The sequence below is a fragment of the Pseudotamlana agarivorans genome (assembly GCF_018860245.1).
In the GTDB taxonomy this organism is placed as follows: domain Bacteria; phylum Bacteroidota; class Bacteroidia; order Flavobacteriales; family Flavobacteriaceae; genus Pseudotamlana; species Pseudotamlana agarivorans_A.
Genome location: NZ_JAHKPD010000012.1, coordinates 415,015 through 435,554, shown reverse-complemented (window position 1 = coordinate 435,554; position 20,540 = coordinate 415,015). Strand labels below are relative to the sequence as shown.

The window sequence follows — 20,540 nt, the reverse complement described above, 5'->3', positions numbered from 1 at the left end:
TGAACATTAACAAAACATCATGCTAAGAACATGATTATATTAAAAAAAGAAAACACGAAAAGCCCTTCCTGAAAACAGAAAGGGCTTTTTATACTTTAAGAAAATATTTCTTAAGCCTCGAAAGGCTCGATAGAAACGTAAGATTTGTTATCTTTTTTCTTTGTGAACTTTACAAGTCCATCTACTTTAGCGTGTAAAGTATGATCTTTTCCTTGGTATACATTCTCACCTGGGTGATGTGTATTACCACGTTGTCTTATGATAATGTTACCAGCAATAGCTGCTTGACCACCAAAAATCTTAACACCTAAGCGTTTCGATTCTGATTCTCTACCATTCTTCGAACTTCCGACTCCTTTTTTATGTGCCATTTTATTTCGATTTTAGATTTTAAAATTAACTTAAAGCAGCTATTAAATCGGCTTTCTTCATAGAAGAAATTCCTTCAATTCCTTTTTCTTTAGCTAAAGTCTTTAATTCAGCAACTGTTAATTTACTCAAATCTTGAGTATCATCAGCTTTTGGTGCTTCAACTTTTGGCTCTGCTTTCTTCTCTGCTTTGGCAGCTTTTTTAGCTCCCGAAGTAGCTATACTTTCAATTACAATTTCCGTTAAAGATTGACGGTGTCCGTTTTTTACACGGTAACCTTTACGTCTTTTCTTTTTGAAAACTATAACTTTATCACCTTTAAGGTGCTTTAAGACTTTTGCTCCTACTTGAGCTCCGTCTATAGCTGGGGCGCCTACAGTTACATTGTCACCATCACTTACTAAAAGAACATTGTCGAAAGAAACTTCCTTACCTTCTTCAGTTTGTAAACGGTTAACAAAAACTTTTTGGTCTTTTTCAACTTTGAATTGTTGCCCTGCTATCTCTACAATTGCGTACATAGCGTAACGTTTTTATTAATTAATTTTGTTTAAAAATGAGTGCAAATATACGCCTAATTAATTAAACTACAAACGTTTTAGTCTTCATAGCCAATTATTTTTTAAACTTTTAAAAATACGAGAGCCCCCTACAGTATAAACAAACACAAATAAAACTCTTAAAAACCTGATTTACTTGATTTTGAAGTCCCTTTTCAAAATATTTAACAATGACAAACCTAGCATTTTATCATATTAAATCGCTTATTTTATTAGCTTTGCGACAAATAACTTATACTTAAACTCATGAAAACAATAAAACACCTTATACTACTTGTGCTAGTAACATCTTTTGCATTTAGTTGTAAAAACAAAAACGCCGAAGTTAAAACGGTAGAAGTTGAAACTGCAACAACATCAACAAATGAATTAGACCCCAATGCGACATACGCTAAAGCGGAATTTACCATCAAAGGGATGACTTGTGCCATGGGATGTGCAGCAACTATTCAAAAGAAAATCTCTAAAATGGATGGCGTAAAATCGGCTACTGTAGATTTTGAAAAAGAACTTGCTATGGTAGAATATGACGTAGCTAAAGTTAACCCAAAATCTTTAGAAAAAACCGTTATTGGCGTATCTGATACGTATTCGGTTACCGATATGAAAACCGTTGAAAATTTTGCAACTAAAACAGCTTGCAAACCAGGCTGCGAAAAAGATTGTTGCAAAAACGGCGTTAAAGCTGGAGAAAAAATGGCATGTAAAGCAGATTGCAAAGAAGCGTGTTGTGCAAACAAAACGAAAACAGCTTGTGAGCCAGGCTGCGAAAAAGACTGCTGCAAAGCAGGAATCAAAGCAGGTGAAAAAATGGCTTGTAAAATAGACTGTAAAGAAGCGTGCTGTAAGGAGAAAGAAGCTTAATTAATTATTTATTATTATTTCGGGTTAATCGTTTATACGTTTATTTGTGTATTCGAGGGGAACGCATTTAGTATTGACTAATTATTATTGATTATTGGGGGCACTACTTTTACAAATCAAGCAATTTTATACCGTCTTGATTCTTGTATCTTGAATCTTGATTCCCTCAAAGAAAAGCCAAATACTCAATTTAAAGCAAGCAGTCGAAACGTAAAACAAAGCCCGCGTTTCACGTTTCACGCTCAATTTTTCATAATTAACTTTTCCCTTAACAATAAACTACTTCCACTTTACGGTTTCCATAATATGCTTAATATCTTTCTGCAAGTAATTTGCTGCCGGCAAGATAGAATCGTAATTTGGTTTGGCGTAAAAATAAAGTGAGCCGGTTAAAAAATGCTTTACACTATCGGTGACATAAAACTGTGCCGGAGAGGCCACATCGCCTTTAACTTCCGCGAAAGCGCCATAAACTTTGCGCTTATAATTCTCGTAAGGGGTTACTGGAATTTCATCAGCTTTTATAGTGTGTTTTTGAGTAAAATTCTGGGCGTCTCTTAAAAAATCGTTGAGATTATTTTCGTTGTTATCAATAGACTTATAGGTTAAAAACAAAGTACCCTTTAAAGTGGGATACTCTAAGTTTACACCATAACTTTCCGTTGTGCCTCGTACTTTTTGAGATTTCACTTTAGTCGCAAGCGTGTTGATTTCAAAAGAAAAAGGCAAATCAAATTTTGAACCTTCGTACTTTGCTTCTGGATATTCCAACCTTAAAAAGGCTTTAGGTTTAGGTAGCAAATCTTCTTCACATGAAAAAAAGCAAACCACAAGTACTAATAGAAAATTTATTTTTGTCATTCTATAATTGTAAATTTTACAAGCTTGATGCGTTTTTTATCTAAAGCTTCAATTGTAAAAACGTAATTTTCAAAATTTATTTTACTATTTAGCTTTGGAAAACTTCCTGAAATCTCCAAAACAAAACCTGCGATGGTTTCTGCTTCACCTTTATTAGATTCAAAAACGGTTTCGTCTTCAATCTTGATAATTTTATAAAAGTCTTTTAAAGCTGTTTTCCCCTCGAAAACATAATTGTTATCATCTAACTTGGAGTAGGTTAAATCTTCATCATCGAACTCATCACTAATATCCCCTACAATTTCTTCAATAATATCCTCTAAAGAAATTAGTCCTGAAGTTCCGCCATATTCATCAACCACAACAGCCAAATGAACCTTTTTCTCTTGGAATTCGGTCATTAAATCATCCAATTTTTTATTCTCCGGAACAAAAAACGGATCACGTAATAAGCTCGTCCAATCAAATTGCTTTCTATCAATGTATGGTAGTAAATCTTTCACATACAAAATCCCCGCGATGGTATCAATATTATCCCGGTACACTGGAATTCGAGAATACCCATTCGCGATAACCTCTGGCATAATATCGGCATATTTCTGATCCATATTTAAAGCAAAAATATCGATACGCGGACGCATAACTTGTTTCGTGTCGGTGTTCCCGAAGGATACAATACCTTTTAAAATCTTGTGCTCTTCTTTGGTTGTGTCCTCTTCACTGGTAAGCTCTAATGCTTGTGATAGTTGATCAACACTAATATTCGATTTTTGTTTCCCTAGTTTACTGTGTATTCCTAAAGTTACACTACGCATAGGTAAGCTTATTGGAGATAATAAAAAGTCTAACACCTTTAAAGGGTACGCCATAAAAACGGCAAACTTCAAATTATTTCTGCTCGCGTAAATTTTTGGTAATATTTCACCAAATAATAAAATTAAAAAAGTAACGACAACAACCTCAATTATAAATTTAAGCTGCGGATTTGCCAAATGGCCAAACATAATATCCCCCAAAAAAGCGAATAAAATAACCACGGCAATATTTATAAAGTTATTAGCAACTAAAATCGTGGCCAATAATTTCTTAGGACGTTCTAAAAGTTTTTCAATAATTTCAATGCGCCTTGATTTTTGCTCGCCGCCGCCTTCTACATCTCCTCTATTTAAAGAAAAGAGCGCTACTTCGGCCCCAGAAATGAGCGCAGAGCACACCAAAAGCACAAATAATAAAATAAAGCCAAGCACTACCGGAAGGTCTTTGGCTATAATTAAGGACATTAAACTGGCAGGGTCAGGATCCAATGGCTATTGGTTTAGTTAGACTTAAATCTTGAAAAATCATAGTTTTCAAATTAAAATGGAAGATCATCTTCAGCACCTTCTTCGCTAGGTTTGCTAATTGGTTTGGCTGGAATTTCAGCTTTTTGTGGCGCAGCTTGACTTGAATTTGTATTAGAACCACTTTCTTTCTTCGTGGTTAAAAACGTAAAATCATTACAATGAATTTCGGTAGAATACCGCTCTAACCCCTTGTCGTCCGTCCACTTTCTGGTTTTTAAACGACCTTCAATATAAACTTTATCACCTTTACTTAAATACTTCTCACAAATTTCAGCACCCTTATTTCTAACAACAATATTATGCCATTCGGTATTTGTTACGCGCTCATTGGTTTGTCTGTTAGTATAGGTTTCGTTCGTCGCTAATGGAAATCGCCCAACGCAATTACCACCTTCAAAATAGTGCATTTTCACTTCATCACCTAAATGCCCAATAAGCATCACTTTATTTAACGTACCTGACATAATTTGTTTTAAAATTAGAAAGCAAAATTAGTTTAAATGCTTCACATGATTTTAAAATTAAGAAAAAAATGTGACGACTTAAACCTTAAGCCTCGAAAATAAGAAATTCTATGCCAACCACCATACATATAATAGGTTTCAAAAAACGCTAAAAATTGAAGCTTTCAATAAAATTACCTATCAATATAGGAACCGCATAATCCCGAATACGTCCCACTGGAATAACCTCTGTTTTTAACGCCTTAATATTCACAACCCAAAACGTAGTATATAAATGTTGATGTGATAATTTATGAACAATGGGCTCCTTATTATATTGACTCCATTTATATGCTTGCCCCTTTACCAGGTCATGCGCCTGCAACTCGGTTTCAAAAGCATCAGCATCCAAATTACTTTTAGATTCAACTAAAGGGAATTGATACAAGTTTTGCCAGATGCCTTTACCCTCTCGCTTCTCTAATAAGGTGTTACCATTATCATCAATAAAAACTAAAAAATTAAAATATTTCTTTTTCGCTTTCGCGGATTTGATTTTTACTGGCAACTCACCAATTCTATTAGTATTGAAAGCGACGCAAGACTCCTGAAACGGACAAACAACACATTCAGGGCTTTTGGGCTTGCATTGTATGGCGCCAAACTCCATAATGGCCTGATTATAATCGGAAGGGTTCTTTACATCTATAAGCTCTTGAGCCAAAGCTTTAAATTCCTTAGCCCCTTTTGACGAATTAATAGGCGTATCAATACCATAATAACGCGACAACACACGATACACATTGCCATCTACCACAGGAGCTACTTCATTAAAACAAAAAGAAGCTATAGCACTGGCCGTATAATCACCAACACCTTTTAATTTTAATAAGTCCTTATATGTATTTGGAAAAACACCATCCAACTCATTGACAACATATTTTGCAGAAGCATGTAAATTTCTAGCGCGTGAATAATACCCCAAACCTTGCCATAATTTTAAAACTTCGCTCTCTTCTGCAGCAGCCAAATCGAAAACTGACGGAAAATTAGTAATAAAAGCATCATAAAATGGTAACCCCTGATTCACTTGTGTTTGCTGTAAAATAATCTCAGACAACCAAATATGATAAGGATTCTTCGTTTCTCGCCATGGCAAATCACGCTTGTTTACTGAATACCAATTAATTAGCTTTTTTGAAAATGTCATACAAAATTTAAATAGAGCGCGTAAAAATAAACGTTTATAATATTAAATTTAAGTGAATTAGGTTTGAAATATTGAATATTTAATCCTTATATTTGCATCCCTTTTAGAATTTATAGTAACCCATAATAAAATATTAAAAATGACGAAGGCTGATTTAGTAGCAAAAATTTCTGAGAAATTAGGAATTGAAAAAGGTGATGTTCAAGCAACTGTTGAAACATTTATGGAAGAAGTAAAAACTTCTTTAGAAGCTGGTGATAATGTTTACTTAAGAGGTTTTGGAAGCTTCATTATTAAAACAAGAGCTGAGAAAACTGGTAGAAATATCTCAAAAAATACAACTATTAAAATACCTGCTCATAATATCCCTGCATTTAAGCCTGCAAAAGTTTTTGTTGAAGGCGTTAAAACGAATGTAGACGTTAAATAAGATTGCATATGCTGAATGCGATTCAGCAATTAAAACGAATTATTAATTTAAAAAGACACTATTTATGCCAAGTGGTAAAAAACGTAAGAGACATAAGGTAGCGACGCACAAACGTAAGAAACGTAGACGCGCTAACCGTCACAAGAAGAAAAAATAAATCAAAAAAGTAGTTAGATTAACTACTTTTTTTGATTTTAAAAACAACGAGTTCTTTGAAATGAGTTTTTAAGACTTTAAATAGTTTTATAAAACTCCACGGATTTAAAAAATCCTGTGGTCTGGTGTTCATTCACCAGATAAAAATAATGTATAATCCATCTATACGCTATAGTTGTTAGTTGTTTGTTTTTGGTTATTAGTTTAATACTTTTCAACCTATATCAAACAACTTTCAACTTTGTTGTATGGATAAAAATTAACACCATGGATAAAGAATTGATCATTCGATCTAGTTCCGACAATGTTGATTTTGCCTTATTAAAAGATGGAAAACTTATTGAATTACAAAAGGATGAAGATAGTAACGACTTTTCTGTTGGCGATGTGTTTATAGCCAAAATACGAAAAGCTGTTCCTGGACTAAATGCTGCATTTGTTAATGTAGGTTATGAGAAAGATGCGTTTTTGCATTATCATGATTTAGGTCCAAAATTACCTTCACTTTTAAAATTCACAAAACGTGTAAGCACAGGTAAACTAAAAGAATTTTCTTTAAAAAATTTCCCATTTGAAAAAGATATTGATAAAGACGGCAAAATAGTTGACGCCTTAAAATCAAATCAATCGCTATTGGTACAAATCGTAAAAGAACCTATATCTACCAAAGGTCCTAGAATAAGCTCAGAGCTTTCTATTGCCGGAAGATATATTGTTTTAGTACCTTTTTCTAATCGTATTTCTATTTCTCAAAAAATAGAAGATCGCGAAGAAAAGGACCGCTTAAAACGCTTGGTAAAGAGTATTACTCCTCAAGGTTTTGGCGTTATTGTTCGTACTGTAGCACAAGGCAAAAAAGTAGCAGAACTAGATAAAGATTTACAAAATTTGCTTAGTCGCTGGACGGCAATGTGTAAAAAGCTACACAAAGCACATCATCCAAGTAAAGTATTAGGAGAAATGAATAAAGCCTCTTCTATTCTACGAGATATATTCAACGATACCTTTACAAGTATTCATGTTGATGATGAAACGCTTTTTTATCAAATTAAAGATTATGTGCAAGAAATTGCACCAAAAAAAGAATCAATAGTGAAATTGTATCAGTCAAACGTTCCGATTTTCGAAAAACACGGAATCGAAAGACAAATTAAAACCTCCTTTGGCAAAACCGTTTCTATGGCAAAAGGCGCCTATTTGGTAATTGAACATACCGAAGCCCTACATGTTATAGATGTAAATAGCGGAAACCGCTCTAACAAAGCCAACAATCAAGAGGATACCGCGCTAGAAGTTAATCTAATCGCAGCTACGGAAATGGCCCGACAATTACGTTTACGTGATATGGGCGGTATCATTGTAGTCGATTTTATAGACATGACCAGTGCAGAAAATAGGCAGAAGCTTTTTAATCATCTTCGCGATGAAATGAAAGACGATAGAGCCAAACACAAAATATTACCTCCAAGTAAATTTGGATTGATACAAATTACAAGACAACGTGTACGTCCAGAAATGAACATTAAAACACGCGAAGAAAACCCAGATGCCATTACCAACGGAGCCGAAGTAGAAGCCCCAATTGGAATCGTGCAAAAGATAAACTTCGATCTTGAAAAACTATTCAAAAAAGACTACAAAAAGGTGACCCTAAACACACATCCTTTTATAGCAGCCTTCTTAACAAAAGGTGTTCCATCTATACGTTCTAAATGGTTTTTAGAACATAAAAAATGGGTGAAAATATTACCAAGAGATGCTTACACATATCTAGAATACCACTTTTTCGATAAAGATGGTAATCAAATTAAATAACCTAAAACCCCTTACTATTCATTTAGCTAGGGGTTTTTTGTTTGTCGTTCAGAAAGCGTTACGCCTAAAGAATCTTTTAATTATTCATGAGGTTCCACGATTCCTAGAAATGGCAAACTTTCATATTATTTCTATATCCAACAATAGCTTTTGGGCAATTGCAAAGCACCGCGCTTTCCGCTGTATCTTTTTTGTGCTTTTCATGTTTCAGCACACAACAAACTATTGCTCGAATTTCATATTTTTCAGCTTCAAACAAACTTCTAGTACAGCACAAAAAAGGATGCCGCTGCAATCGCTATTGCGGGTTGGCGTTTTTATAAAATATGTTTTGAAATTTTAAAAGAAAGCAAACAAATTAAGAAATTCTATTTTCTATATTTCAACTAAAACGTTGCATAGACCCTTCAGGTTTTGAAAACCTGAAGGGTCTTTTTATAAAAAAAACGCAAAATAGTATTGGAAGTTTAGCTTTACGACGCTCCTAACAAAGCCATTCTATATTTTACCATGTTAACAATAAGTTCCTTTGGCAATGGCTTATCTAATGGAAACTGAACCGAACCCTCCCCTTTTTTATAGGACTTTAATTCTAAATCAAACTGCTCCATGGTGGTTGGGTGCGGATAAAACCCAACGTGATTTTTATAACCGGCAATCATAAATTGCGCTTCCCTTTTATCGCCTTCTATCAACGCATAAGCAGGAATATTATAATTGAGTAATTCACTGGCCTTAGGTGCTGCTTTTAGAATGCAGGCCTTTAATTCCGATAGCATACGTTTTGTCTCCTCTGGTTGCGAGTCAAAGTTTTCTTCAACTGATATAAACTGATTTGCGCCACTCACAACGGTCTCGGCTATGCTTAGTACGGGAATTAAAAGTAAATAATTTTCGTTTAAACACTTTGCCAAATCAAAAGGTTTGGTGGACTTAGCAAATACTAACCAACTTTGGATTAAGCGCAATAACCCGTATTAAGTATAGGCATTGTTGGCTAAAGTACTTTGTTTGTTAGAATAGTGTATAATTTGTGATTGATATAATAATTTGCTGTTCCTAATTTTTGTTTAATCAATATTCCGTCTTTTGCTAATTTATTTAAGTAACTAGCGGCTGTTATTCTTGAGACACCTAGCTCTTTCTCTATAAATTCAATTTTGGTGTAAGGGTGTTGGAATAGGTTGTTTAACAAATCTTGACTATAAAATTTATAATTATTTCTTATTAGATGTTTATAGTCTAACATTAAAACTTGAATCTCCTTAATTACAGAAATTGTTTGTTTTGATGTTTGTTCTACAGCTTGTATAATATATAATAACCAATTCTCCCAATTACCTGAATCTCTTACATCTTGTAGTAGTTCGTAATATTTAGCTTTATTTTCTATAATGTATCTACTAAGGTATAGAATAGGCAAATCGAGTAAATCTTTCATTACAAGGTAAAGAACATTTATTATCCTACCTGTTCTTCCATTTCCATCATAAAAAGGATGAATGCTCTCAAATTGAAAATGAATTATAGCCATTTTTACGAGAGGGTCAAAGTTAGATAAATAGTCGTCATTAATAAATTCTTCTAGATTAGTCATTAATTCTTTAATCGTTTCGTAATCTTGAGGAGGGGTATAAACGACTTCGCCTGTAGTTCCATTTTTTAAAGAAGTACCAGGGACTTTTCTAAACCCTGCATTATTTTTTTCAAGTTCAGATTGAATTTCAATAATGTTATTATTTGTTAATATATTTCTTTTTGAAATTAATGAATATCCTAGTTTCAATGCAGAAATATAATTTTGGACCTCTTTAGCATCTAATGATTTTAAGCCGTCAAGGTTTAATTCAGCCTTATAAAGGTCATCGTGGGTAGTAATGATATTCTCAATTTCGGAACTATCTTTGGCTTCTTGAAGACCTAATGTATTTATTAAAATGTGTTCATTAGGAATACTTGATATTAAACCTTTTAATTCAGCTAAGGCTCTATGAGCTTCATTAAGTTTCTTTAAGACAGTTTTCGTCTCAATGTCTTTTTCTAGTGGAAGTTTTTTCAGTTTGAAGCTATTCATTATGATAAGAAAATGCGTTTTTCTATACAAAGATAATTCTTTTGATAAGAAAATTGAGTTTTCTTTACATATAAAAAGTAAGTGATAAGATTTTTAAGGATTCTTTATAAAACTCATTTTTGGTGAATTTCCACAATTCGAATTAGAAATAATTTTTGTCATGTTCTCTGATTTTTAATGCACATCCAAAACAAAAAGCTTAATAACCATAATAAGCATCCCTACAATACCACCCACAATGGCACCGTTTAAACGAATGTATTGAAGATCCTCACCTACTTTGCTTTCAATTTGTTTCACCAATTCAACATTCGATAATTTCTGTAAACTCTCACCTACCAATTCCCCTATTTTATGATGGTGCGTATCAATGAGTTGAAGTATTGTTGCTTTCAACCAAGCATCGGTTTGCTCTATTTTAGACCTATCGTCATGAAAGGCTTGTAGCGCATCATTTACCTTGTCACTAACAAGCAGTGTGTATTCGTTTTCACCATCAAACAAATTTTCTTTTATCATGTTTTTTAGGCGTGATAACCCCTGTTTTACGACTCCAGAATCTACCAAACGCTCTAAAAACTGTTCACCAAATTGATTTACATCAGCCTGGGCCTTTTCGTCGCCAGAAGTTAAACGGGCTCCATATTCATGGAGTTGCGCATCTAAAGCCACAATAATTTTATGTGTTTCAGGTTCCTTTTGTATGTCTTCAATAAGCTCTACTAACTGCTCCTGTATACCTGCTGCAATGCGTTGTGGTTTTATAGCCCCTAAAACCTGTCCAGCTCCAACCAACAAGCCTTTTATTGGAGAACCTTCTTTTTGCTTGTTTACCAGCACTTGAACCTCGGCAACCAAAAAACTTAAAGTCGACGCTGATCCTACTTTTTCTTTAAGCACCTCTAAAAACACTTGAAGTACACCATAATGATCCTTATGCGCAACGGTTTGTTTTAACAAGTTCCCAAGTGGTACCGCCAAGTTATTCCCTTTAATTGCGGGCTTAATAAGTCCTTCTAGAGTATGTACAACATCTTCATGGTCTAACTTTAAAACTAGAGCTTCCAATTCTGGTTTTAATGTTTTTCTAATGGTTTCCTGATTATCATCTTCCATTAAATAATCAACAATGGGCTTAGCCAAAGAAACTCCAGAAATTTTATCGCGTATCATCTCCTTAGACAACCATTCGTTATTCACCAAATCCACAATTCCCGCCGATAATTTCTCACGACTCTTCACGATAATATTGGTGTGTTTCTTTACCACTGGAATAGGAATTTCTTGAAAAAGTGCCCGTACGGCAAACCAATCGGCGACTCCACCAACTACTGCAGCCTCAAAACCAGCTAGCAGAATTTCAAGGGTATTCCCTTCATATATTTTATAGTATTTTAAAACCAGGGCAGTTACCATTAAAATAACAGCAATAGCCAATGAGCGGTTTCCTAATTTATTTTTTTTCATGAATCTATTTTTAGCGATCAGTGGTTGGTTACTTATACCAAATTTAGCAAATACAAACCAAACATAACCTCGATAGCTATCTGGATAAGAGGATTTTCGTGAGCAGGCTAGAACTAGCAATAAATTATATACGAATTTGTTGTGTGCTGGTTTTATTTTTTTTTCCGCCTTCTGCCCAATCCTTTGTTGTTGAATAATAAATTTTAGATTCTCCAAGACTTAATCCAAACCAAACTATATAAGTTGAGTCAGTTTTTTTCTCGTAAAAAGCTTTACTGTCTTCTAATTCAATCAGTCTAATTTCAGACGCATTTTTCGGTAATCTGTTTTTTTCCGTTTTAAATTGTTCTACTTTTTCAATTATTAATTTGGCATATTTTTCTCGCTCAATTTCCTCGCTACAAGCACTAATTACAAGTAATAATAAACATATTAATATTTTAAATTTCATGCTCTCTTTTTTATTTTAAAATCCATTTTTTGAAAATCAAAAGACCTATAATTGTTAGCCAACAAAGAATTTCTAAAATGTGAAAAGTTCTAATTGCGTTGCATAAGTCAATCCCAGAAACGAGTGAAATGCAATCAGTCAATTCACGTGTTTCATATTTCAAACTGACCATTGAATTAAATGCCATAATTACAAATTATGGTATTCCGATCATCCGTAAAATCAAGGCAATGATGTAAATCGTTTTCCTCAATTATTCTCGCTTTTCAGCTTGCACATAACACATGAATCTAAAATGCAAAAAGCTAGAACACCCTATAGCATATTCAAATAGTAAAACGAGATTCCCACTCAATATCATCAAATAAACACTTAATCTTTAAAACTTTTGTTAAAAACCCTAAAGTCCTGTTAACATCTAATCTTTATGGTTTTCACGGTGCGTAGTTGCATCAAAGACGTTTAATAAACCTATTCAAAATGAAAAACCTATTAAAAACCATTAGTATAATAGCCACAGTAACTTTAGTATTCACTTCTTGTAGTAGTGACGACAACCCCGCCGACAACAATTTGTTTGCAGGAACTTATGAAGGCGAAATTGGATTCAATAATGCCAACACGACAATTGCTACCGAAGACGGGAGCGTTTTTGTCACCAAAGTTGGTGATACCTATAATTTTAATTTCTCAAATAGTGACATACCAAGTATTAACGGTATTGAATTTGAAGAAGATGCCGAAACCAACATCAATATTGGCGGTAGCGAAACAAGCTATATAAAAATTGACGCAAGTGCTTTAAATATTTTTTACAATGAAAACGGTGAAACTTGGACCGCAAATTGTACCAGATAAGTTTACTAATTACTTTTTTGAACTACCCAAAAGGCTACTCATAAACCGAGTAGTCTTTTCAATTAAAATCTACAACAGAGATCATGCTTCTCTTTTGCTCCATATTCTAAAAAACAAATGATCAACGCCTACTTCAATAAATTATCACAAATTCTGGAAATTAACTTTACTGGCGAAATATACGCTACAGACTTGTATGATTTTATTTCAAGCTTTAAAACAAATCAATCGCACCCTAAAGAGCTTAAGGGGCTAATTACCGCAACCGATACTATTTTTAAATTTTCAATTAATGATTTAAGAACATTTAATCAAGCTAAAGCAGAATCTTTAGAACATTTTGACATGGCGATTATCGCCATTGTTATTAATGATTCATCTACTGCAGCTATGAGTACTTTATTCCAATTTCAATCTAAAAGCAAAAAATTTAAATTCAATATTTTTTCAACACATGAAGCTGCCAAATTTTGGTTAGACAGCTATAACATTTAACAAAAAAACCTTTCGGTTCTATGTTAACCGAAAGGTTTTTTATGTCTTCAACTTTGCGTTAGCAATTGCAGCCTTTCGACTACGCTCAAGATAAATTTCAAGTGCGACCGCCTGTCCTGAGCGCAGTCGAAGGATCTGGTAACGTTCAAATTAATTTAATGATCCTCGTGTAATAATCGAGTTAACTCATCTAATTTCGGAGTTAAGATTACTTCAATACGTCGGTTTTTGGCTCTGCCTTTTGGTGAATCATTAGATGCAATTGGAGCAAATTCCCCGCGACCTGCGGCCGTTAAACTCTCTGGATTAATCGCTTTATTTTCTCTTAAAATATTCACGATTGATGTGGCACGTTTTGTAGATAAATCCCAATTACTCTTTAAGGGACCATTAGCTTTATAGGGCACATTATCGGTGTGACCTTCAATTAAAACAGCAATTTCTGGATTTTGCCCTAATACCGTGCTAAGTTGTTCTACAACTTTACGCCCATCGGAGCCTACGGCCCAACTTCCTGAATTAAATAATAACTTATTTTCCATAGAAACATACACTTTCCCATCCTTTTGCTCTACGGTTAACCCTTTACCTTCAAAATCGGTTAGAGCGCTAGAGAGCGCATCCTTTAAAGATGTCATCGCCGCATCTTTTGCTGCTATAACACCTTCTAATTCAGCCACACGGTTAGAACGGTCTTCCAACTCTTTTTTAAGCCTTTCTAATCGGGTAATCTCGGCAGACAAGGCTTGTTCTTTAGCCTCAAGTTCTACCAACAAAGATCTATTTTTCTCAGAATTTGAAGCTATGGCACGTGAACTGTTTTTTTCCAAAGCACTGTATGACGATTTTAAAGCCTCCAAATTGGCTTGAGCGGCTTCAAAATCAGCTTGAAGTTTATTACGCTCGGCAATAGCATCATCGTAAGCTTTCTTAGTTTGTTTAAAATCATATTCAGCCTGAGCCTTCGATTTTAATAAAATTTCGTAGTCTTCGTTTAAATCTCGGTTTTCCTTTTTTAGCTCGGCATATTTGGCTTCTAAATCCTTATATATTTTAGGGGATACGCAAGACGCCAAAACAGCCATCGTTAAAATGGTAAAAACACTTTTTTTAATCATGTTGTTTTGTTTTAATAGTAAATAAGTAGTTAATACATGTTTAGTTAATTTTCAAGCTCTAATAAAATCGGACAGTGATCACTGTGCACAGCCTCTGTAAGTATAACGGCTCTTTTTATTTTATCTTGTAAGGGTTGCGAAACCATGGCGTAATCTAATCGCCAACCCTTGTTATTTGCTCTAGCGTTGGCGCGGTAGCTCCACCAGCTATATTGTTGCAATTCAGGATTTATATGACGGAAAGAATCTATAAAACCACTATCAATAAATCTGCCAATCCAATCCCGTTCTTCAGGTAAAAACCCCGATACGCCTTTCATTTTAGGATTGTGAATATCAATTTCTTCATGACAAATATTATAATCGCCACAAATCACCAAGTTTGGGTGTTCCAATTTGAGGTTATTTATGTAGTTCTGGAACATATCCATATATTCCAATTTGTGCTCTAATCTGGCCATATTTGTTCCAGAAGGCAAGTACAAACTCATGATAGAAACATGATCAAAATCGACGCGTAAATTTCTACCTTCGAAATCCATAGATTCAATACCTGTACCATATTCTATATGATTTGGTTTTGTTTTACACAAAATCGCTACGCCGCTATACCCTTTTTTTTGAGCGCTAAACCAATAGTGGTAATTATATCCCGCTTCTTCAAAAAGCGTTAAATCCAATTGTTCTTGTAAGGCTTTAATTTCTTGAAGGCAAATAACATCTGGATCTGCACTTGTTAACCATTCTATAAAACCTTTGTTTAAAGCGGCTCTAACACCATTGACATTGTACGATATAATTTTCATTTGTGAATTAATTTAGAAAGCTTTTAGCCTAAGTTTTGGAAACACACGTTTAAAGCATGTTAATTTTAGCTAAAATAAATAATACGTTACTTTTACCCTATTATTTTACAGCAGTTTTAACAGGTTACACCTACAAAATAATTTAAGAGATTTTCAGTTTAAGTATCTAATGAAATTTTTTACTTGTATACTTTTGTTTTTCATTGGTTTTTGTGGATTCTCACAAACCAACCCCTCCAACTATAGATCGAAAAAAGTTGCAGTAAAAGACAGCATTTTAATTGAAAATGTAAGTATAAATTCTAGTGCTTTTTCTGTTCAAAATAAAGACAACGCTCTAATTGATTCTACACTATATGTGGTCGATTTTTCGAAAGCTATTTTAACTTTTAAAAAACCGATTGATACAGACACTATTATTATCAATTATTTGAAATTCCCCAATTTCTTAACCAAAACCTACAAGAATCTTGATGAGAATATTATCGTAAACAATAATAGTCAGACTCGAAATTTACACAAAATCAAACAGTCAAATTCAACTAAATCCTTCGTTCCTTTTGATGGTTTAACCACCTCGGGGAGTATTTCTCGAGGCGTCACTGTTGGAAACAATCAAAGTTCTGTTTTAAACAGTGAATTAGATCTCCAAATTACAGGAAAATTAAACGATAAAGTTACTTTACGAGCCTCTATTCAAGACGCTAATATCCCTTTACAGGAAAGCGGCTATTCCCAAAGGCTGGATGAATTTGATCAAGTTTTTATCGAATTGTTCAGCGACCGCTGGAACATTCGTGCTGGTGATATCGATCTTGTAAATACCGATTCCTATTTTGCCAAATTCTCTAAACGTGTACAAGGTTTAAATTTTAAAGTCAATTTAGGTCCAAAAGAAAAGGCCACCAACCTTTTTGCCGCTGGAGCAATTGTTCGCGGGCAATTTACACGCAGCCAGTTTACAGCTCAAGAAGGCAATCAAGGACCATACAAACTTCAAGGACCAAACGGCGAATTGTTTGTACTTATCGTTTCGGGAAGTGAAACTGTTTATGTGAATGGCGTGGCTGTAAAACGTGGAGAAAACGAAGACTATATTATCGATTATAACGCTGGAGAGATTATATTCAACCCAACATTCCCAATCACTTCCGAGATGCGTATTACTATCGATTATCAATTTAGCGAACGTAATTACACCCGATTTGTGGCGTATGGTGGTGGTCGCTTTGAAAGTAAAAAACTAAAAATAGGGGTTTCAATTTATTCTGAACATGATGCCAAAAACCAACCACTTCAGCAAAATTTATCCGAAGATCAAGTTGAAATTTTAGCACAAGCCGGAAACGATAAAACCAAAATGGTTTCTCCTTCAGAATCACGAGCAGAATACAATCAAAACAGAATTTTATATAAAAAAGAGGTGCTAAATGGTGTAGAGCAGTTTGTTTTTTCAAACGATGAAAATGACGAACTCTACAACGTTACTTTTACTTTTGTTGGTGCAAACCTGGGCGCTTACACCTTAAGTAGTATAAATGCCATTAATAATATTTATGAATATGTTGGAGATGGTCTTGGTACTCATGCGCCCATAATTCAACTGGTGGCACCTAAAAAAATACAACTTGCCGTAGTAAACGGGAGTTACAAACCTTCTGAAAAAACAACTATTAGCTTTGAAGGCTCGGGAAGTAAGCACGATGAAAATCTATTTTCAGTAATCGACGACGATCAAAATGATGGGTTTGCTGGAAAAATAACCATGCAACAAGCCCTTATTAAAAATGATAAAAACTGGAACTTAAACTTATTTCTGGATAATGATTATATAAGTGCCAATTACCGCAATATTGAAGGCTTATACAACCCAGAATTTAGCCGCGATTGGAACCTTGACCAAACCGATTTATATGGTATAGGTTTCAATTTGGGAAATCAAAATTTACTAAATACTGGCGTGCAACTCATTCACCAAGAAAAAGGGCTTATTGATTATAAATTTGAACACTTAAATTTCTCTGAAGGATTTACTGGAAATCGGCATTTGGCTAACATTAATTTAAAGTTGAATAAATTCAATATTATCTCCTACTCTAGTTTTCTCAACTCGAATGCGACGGTAAACAACTCTATATTTTCAAGGTCCTATAACCGCATCACTTATAGTTTGAATAAAACCTGGGTAGGCACAAAATTGGCTTTTGAAAACAACGAACAGAAAAATAATGCAACGCAAACCCTCACGGCTTTAAGTCAGAAATTCCAAGCTTACGAAGCCTTTGCAGGTGTAGGTGATAGCACGAAGGTTTTCGCTAAAGTGGGGTATATACACCGTATTAACGACAGTATTCGAAACAACAGACTAGAAAAAGTTAACACTTCTAATACGGTTTATCTCGATTCTAGAATGGTTCAAAATAAAAACACCAATCTATCTTTATACGCCAATTACCGAACCTTAAAAAATGAAGATGAGCGCCTGGAAGACGAACATTCATTAAATTCCAGGCTGCAATACAGTCAGAAACTATTCAAACAAATGGTACACTGGAACACCATTTTTGAAACGAATTCGGGTACTTTACCTCTTCAAGATTTCACTTACGTGGAAGTTGAGCCAGGGCAAGGCTCATATACATGGATAGACTATAACAACAACGGCATTCAAGAACTTGAAGAATTTGAACTGGCGCAATTTCAAGATCAAGGTAAGTATATTCGAGTGTTTCTACCCAACCAGGTTTTTGTTAAAACCCATCAAAACAGGCTTAGTCTATCTTTAACTATTAACCCGTCTACTTGGGGGGTCTCAAAGCATAAAACGAAAAAATTCTTCTCACATTTTTACAACCAAACTAGTTTTCTTATAGATCGAAAAATTGAAAGAAACACTAATGGTTTTGACCTTAATCCGTTTGAAGATAACGAAGATGATTTGCTAGGGTTACAAAGAAACTTTAGAAACGTTTTCTTTTTTAACCGTGGAAAACAACGTTACACAACCTCTTATACCTACCTTGAAAATTCAACTAGAAATATACTTTCCATAGGTTTTATTGAAAATAATTTGAGTAGTCATCAGTTAAATTTCAATCATAAAATCGCTGAAAACTGGCTTATCAATATGCTTTCCGCCTTCAATACAAATGAAAGTAAAAGTGAGAATTACTCGAGTAAAAATTACAATCTTGATGAATCAATTTTAAACCCTAAATTATCCTATCTCTTCAATACAAATTCAAGTTTCGATATTTTTTATCAGCACACAAATAAATCAAATACCATTGGAAATGGAGAAACCCTAAAACAACAGAAATACGGCACGTCTTTCTCATTTGGAACCAGTCAAAAAAGTGCCATAAACGGGGAGTTCAATTTTATTTCAAATGCTTTTGAAGGTGATGCAAATACCCCTGTAGCATATCAAATATTAGAAGGCTTACAACCTGGAAAAAACTTTACATGGAGCTTATTGGCTCAAAGAAAACTAACTAAGTTTTTAGATTTGAATTTAAGTTACTTCGGAAGAAAAACAGAAACCAGTAAAACTATTCATTCGGGCTCTGTGCAATTGAAAGCTTATTTCTAATAGAAACAGACTTCTGATAGGCTGTTTTAAATAGCCCTTTATAAACGTATGTATTTACTAAAAACCATCTTCAACTACAGCCTTTGGCAGACTAGCATGTTTTTCTAAAAGTACTTCGTAATAAAGAGCTCTTGCCGCTTTATATTTTTCACTATTTTCAATAGTAGGATTATTTCTAAAATGATTGCCAGCTGTATTAAAGGAGGACAAAGCAGCCTCTAATTTTCCAGACCAATTAATAACATTGTAAGATTTGCTCTGCCTAAGCTTACGGCGGTCTTCTGGGTGTTTTGATGTAGAAAAAATAGTAAAATATGTTAATGAAGCCATTTTTAATTTGAAGGCATTCATTTGTTCTTCTCTATAGTTTAAATGTTTCATATTTATAATTTTTAAAGTAAACACCCGTCTATAAAACACTGTAAATCAACAAGAACACAAGTGTTTTAAAAAGCAAATTTCACCAAATTACTTGTATACTGTCGCATACTTAATTTGAATTATATGCGACAGTATAGAGTTAAAACGGTATTACATAAAATTATATAGAAGACGCAGGAAGCGGTACCACATATGTAACAAACTATACAACTATTGTTACACGCTCAATTAAACCAATTAATATGCGGTATTTAGTGGTAAAAACATTTGTTTTCAGTCATTAGCAAAAAGAAATTTAACGAATGATGAGCTATTGGTAGGACCTAAAATCATCGGCCTTTTCAAAAAGGTTAATGATGGCTTTAACAGCGTTTATGTAAAATTCTGGTTGGATTTTATCGAAGGTATCGGTGGGCTCATGATAATCTTTATGATCGTCTACTCCAAAATATAAAAATGGAATATCTTCCTTGAAAAAATTCATATGATCTGAGGCATAAGTCCAGTTCTCTAATCCGTCGTAACCATCATGACCAGCAACAAAATTAATGCTACAAGCTTCCTTTGAGTCTTTGTAAATGTTTTCTAGTTTTTTATTATGAGAAGTACCAACAACAAACAAGGTATTGCTATCACTACGACTTACCATATCTAAATTTAAATTGAGGACGATTTTTTTTGATTGAATCAAGGAACTTTCCACAAAAAACTTAGACCCTTTAAGGTTGAGCTCTTCGGCATCAAAAGCAGCAAAGATTATAGAATGTTTAGGCGGATGTTTTTTGAAGTATTCAGCAAAACTAAAAAGCGCACAAACACCAGAAGCATTATCATCGGCACCATTGTATATTTCTCCATTTATAATCCCTTCATGATCGTAATGCGCACTTAAAACAATATAATCCTCGGGGAATTCTGAACCTTTAATTTCCCCTAAAACATTTATCCCTTTGTAATAGGTATGCGCTGTGGTAAAACTAAACGGCTGTTCGTAATTTTTAATAAATGGTAAAACATCCAACGCGTAAAATTGATTCACGATAAACTGTTTCGCTTTTATACCGCCTTTAGTTCCTGTTTTCCTACCTTCAAAGGCATCAGAAGACAATGATTTTAGATGTTTTAATAAAGTTACTTCATCAAAGTAACTTTCCTTACAATGCGCTAATTGAGCAGGTGCTATTAATGACGAAAACAACGCAAAAAAGCATATTACAAAAGTTACTCTAATCATAGGTTTAGGCGA

At 34.0% G+C, this 20,540-nt stretch carries 20 protein-coding genes; 6 read left to right on the top strand and 14 right to left on the bottom strand.

All coding sequences use genetic code 11. The features are described from left to right. Positions 1-110 precede the first annotated feature (110 nt). Complete coding sequence (rpmA, locus tag KO493_RS08270; protein ID WP_013869859.1) at positions 111-371, bottom strand: 50S ribosomal protein L27; 261 nt, start codon at positions 369-371, stop codon at positions 111-113. A 25-nt stretch (positions 372-396) separates the two neighbouring features. Continuing rightward, positions 397-891, bottom strand: coding sequence for a 50S ribosomal protein L21 (gene rplU, locus KO493_RS08265; protein ID WP_216067465.1), 495 nt, complete (start codon positions 889-891; stop codon positions 397-399). 285 nt (positions 892-1,176) lie between these two features. Here rplU and KO493_RS08260 point away from each other — a divergent pair, with 285 nt between their 5' ends. Further along, positions 1,177-1,794: a heavy-metal-associated domain-containing protein gene (locus tag KO493_RS08260; protein WP_216067464.1), complete on the top strand. Its 618-nt coding sequence runs from the start codon at positions 1,177-1,179 to the stop codon at positions 1,792-1,794. Between the two features lie 279 nt (positions 1,795-2,073). Here KO493_RS08260 and gldD read toward each other — a convergent pair whose 3' ends face one another. The 4 genes from gldD to mutY all read right to left on the bottom strand — a co-directional run bounded on the left by gldD (position 2,074) and on the right by mutY (position 5,651). Further along, complete coding sequence (gldD, locus tag KO493_RS08255; protein ID WP_216067463.1) at positions 2,074-2,655, bottom strand: gliding motility lipoprotein GldD; 582 nt, start codon at positions 2,653-2,655, stop codon at positions 2,074-2,076. After that, entirely contained in the window at positions 2,652-3,959 is a 1,308-nt protein-coding gene (locus KO493_RS08250; RefSeq protein WP_216067462.1) for a gliding motility-associated protein GldE, read from the bottom strand. Before KO493_RS08250 ends, gldD begins: the two co-directional genes overlap by 4 nt. Positions 3,960-4,009: 50 nt before the next feature. Further along, positions 4,010-4,462, bottom strand: a complete 453-nt coding sequence (locus KO493_RS08245; RefSeq protein ID WP_216067461.1) for a single-stranded DNA-binding protein — start codon at positions 4,460-4,462, stop codon at positions 4,010-4,012. 148 nt (positions 4,463-4,610) lie between these two features. Continuing rightward, positions 4,611-5,651 carry an A/G-specific adenine glycosylase gene (gene mutY / locus KO493_RS08240; protein WP_216067460.1) on the bottom strand — a complete coding sequence of 347 codons (1,041 nt, stop codon included), beginning with the start codon at positions 5,649-5,651 and terminating at the stop codon, positions 4,611-4,613. Between the two features lie 139 nt (positions 5,652-5,790). Here mutY and KO493_RS08235 point away from each other — a divergent pair, with 139 nt between their 5' ends. Both KO493_RS08235 and KO493_RS08230 read left to right on the top strand, forming a co-directional pair. Then, positions 5,791-6,081, top strand: coding sequence for an HU family DNA-binding protein (locus KO493_RS08235; protein ID WP_013869848.1), 291 nt, complete (start codon positions 5,791-5,793; stop codon positions 6,079-6,081). 423 nt (positions 6,082-6,504) lie between these two features. Beyond that, a complete protein-coding gene (locus KO493_RS08230) occupies positions 6,505-8,052 on the top strand; it encodes an Rne/Rng family ribonuclease (protein ID WP_216067459.1) in 1,548 nt (515 codons plus the stop codon). A 473-nt stretch (positions 8,053-8,525) separates the two neighbouring features. On the opposite strand, the gene KO493_RS08225 is transcribed toward KO493_RS08230, so the two are convergent. The 4 genes from KO493_RS08225 to KO493_RS08210 form a co-directional block, all read right to left on the bottom strand. Further along, positions 8,526-8,966 carry an iron chaperone gene (locus KO493_RS08225; protein WP_252723185.1) on the bottom strand — a complete coding sequence of 147 codons (441 nt, stop codon included), beginning with the start codon at positions 8,964-8,966 and terminating at the stop codon, positions 8,526-8,528. 83 nt (positions 8,967-9,049) lie between these two features. Beyond that, positions 9,050-10,126 carry a Fic family protein gene (locus tag KO493_RS08220; RefSeq protein WP_216067458.1) on the bottom strand — a complete coding sequence of 359 codons (1,077 nt, stop codon included), beginning with the start codon at positions 10,124-10,126 and terminating at the stop codon, positions 9,050-9,052. Positions 10,127-10,300: 174 nt separating this feature from the next. Then, positions 10,301-11,593, bottom strand: coding sequence for a DUF445 domain-containing protein (locus KO493_RS08215; protein ID WP_216067457.1), 1,293 nt, complete (start codon positions 11,591-11,593; stop codon positions 10,301-10,303). Positions 11,594-11,717: 124 nt separating this feature from the next. After that, positions 11,718-12,044, bottom strand: a complete 327-nt coding sequence (locus tag KO493_RS08210) for a hypothetical protein (RefSeq protein ID WP_216067456.1) — start codon at positions 12,042-12,044, stop codon at positions 11,718-11,720. A 480-nt stretch (positions 12,045-12,524) separates the two neighbouring features. On the opposite strand from KO493_RS08210, the gene KO493_RS08205 reads away from it, so the two are divergent. Together KO493_RS08205 and KO493_RS08200 are read left to right on the top strand one after the other, a co-directional pair. Next, positions 12,525-12,902, top strand: coding sequence for a hypothetical protein (locus tag KO493_RS08205; protein WP_216067455.1), 378 nt, complete (start codon positions 12,525-12,527; stop codon positions 12,900-12,902). A 117-nt stretch (positions 12,903-13,019) separates the two neighbouring features. After that, positions 13,020-13,397 (top strand): hypothetical protein, encoded by a 378-nt coding sequence (locus tag KO493_RS08200; RefSeq protein ID WP_216067454.1) that lies wholly within the window; start codon positions 13,020-13,022, stop codon positions 13,395-13,397. Positions 13,398-13,552: 155 nt separating this feature from the next. On the opposite strand, the gene KO493_RS08195 is transcribed toward KO493_RS08200, so the two are convergent. Together KO493_RS08195 and KO493_RS08190 are read right to left on the bottom strand one after the other, a co-directional pair. After that, the gene (locus tag KO493_RS08195) at positions 13,553-14,515 is read right to left on the bottom strand and encodes an OmpA family protein (RefSeq protein WP_216067453.1); all 963 of its coding nucleotides are present in this window, start codon (positions 14,513-14,515) and stop codon (positions 13,553-13,555) included. Between the two features lie 44 nt (positions 14,516-14,559). Then, entirely contained in the window at positions 14,560-15,321 is a 762-nt protein-coding gene (locus KO493_RS08190) for an exodeoxyribonuclease III (RefSeq protein WP_216067452.1), read from the bottom strand. 169 nt (positions 15,322-15,490) lie between these two features. Between KO493_RS08190 and KO493_RS08185 the strand changes: the two genes are divergently transcribed. After that, positions 15,491-18,913, top strand: coding sequence for a hypothetical protein (locus tag KO493_RS08185; RefSeq protein ID WP_216067451.1), 3,423 nt, complete (start codon positions 15,491-15,493; stop codon positions 18,911-18,913). Between the two features lie 57 nt (positions 18,914-18,970). Here the strand turns inward: KO493_RS08185 and KO493_RS08180 are convergent, their stop codons facing one another. Beyond that, a complete protein-coding gene (locus KO493_RS08180) occupies positions 18,971-19,294 on the bottom strand; it encodes a hypothetical protein (protein ID WP_216067450.1) in 324 nt (107 codons plus the stop codon). A 310-nt stretch (positions 19,295-19,604) separates the two neighbouring features. Further along, positions 19,605-20,528 (bottom strand): M28 family peptidase, encoded by a 924-nt coding sequence (locus tag KO493_RS08175; RefSeq protein WP_216067449.1) that lies wholly within the window; start codon positions 20,526-20,528, stop codon positions 19,605-19,607. Between the last annotated feature and the right edge of the window lie 12 nt (positions 20,529-20,540).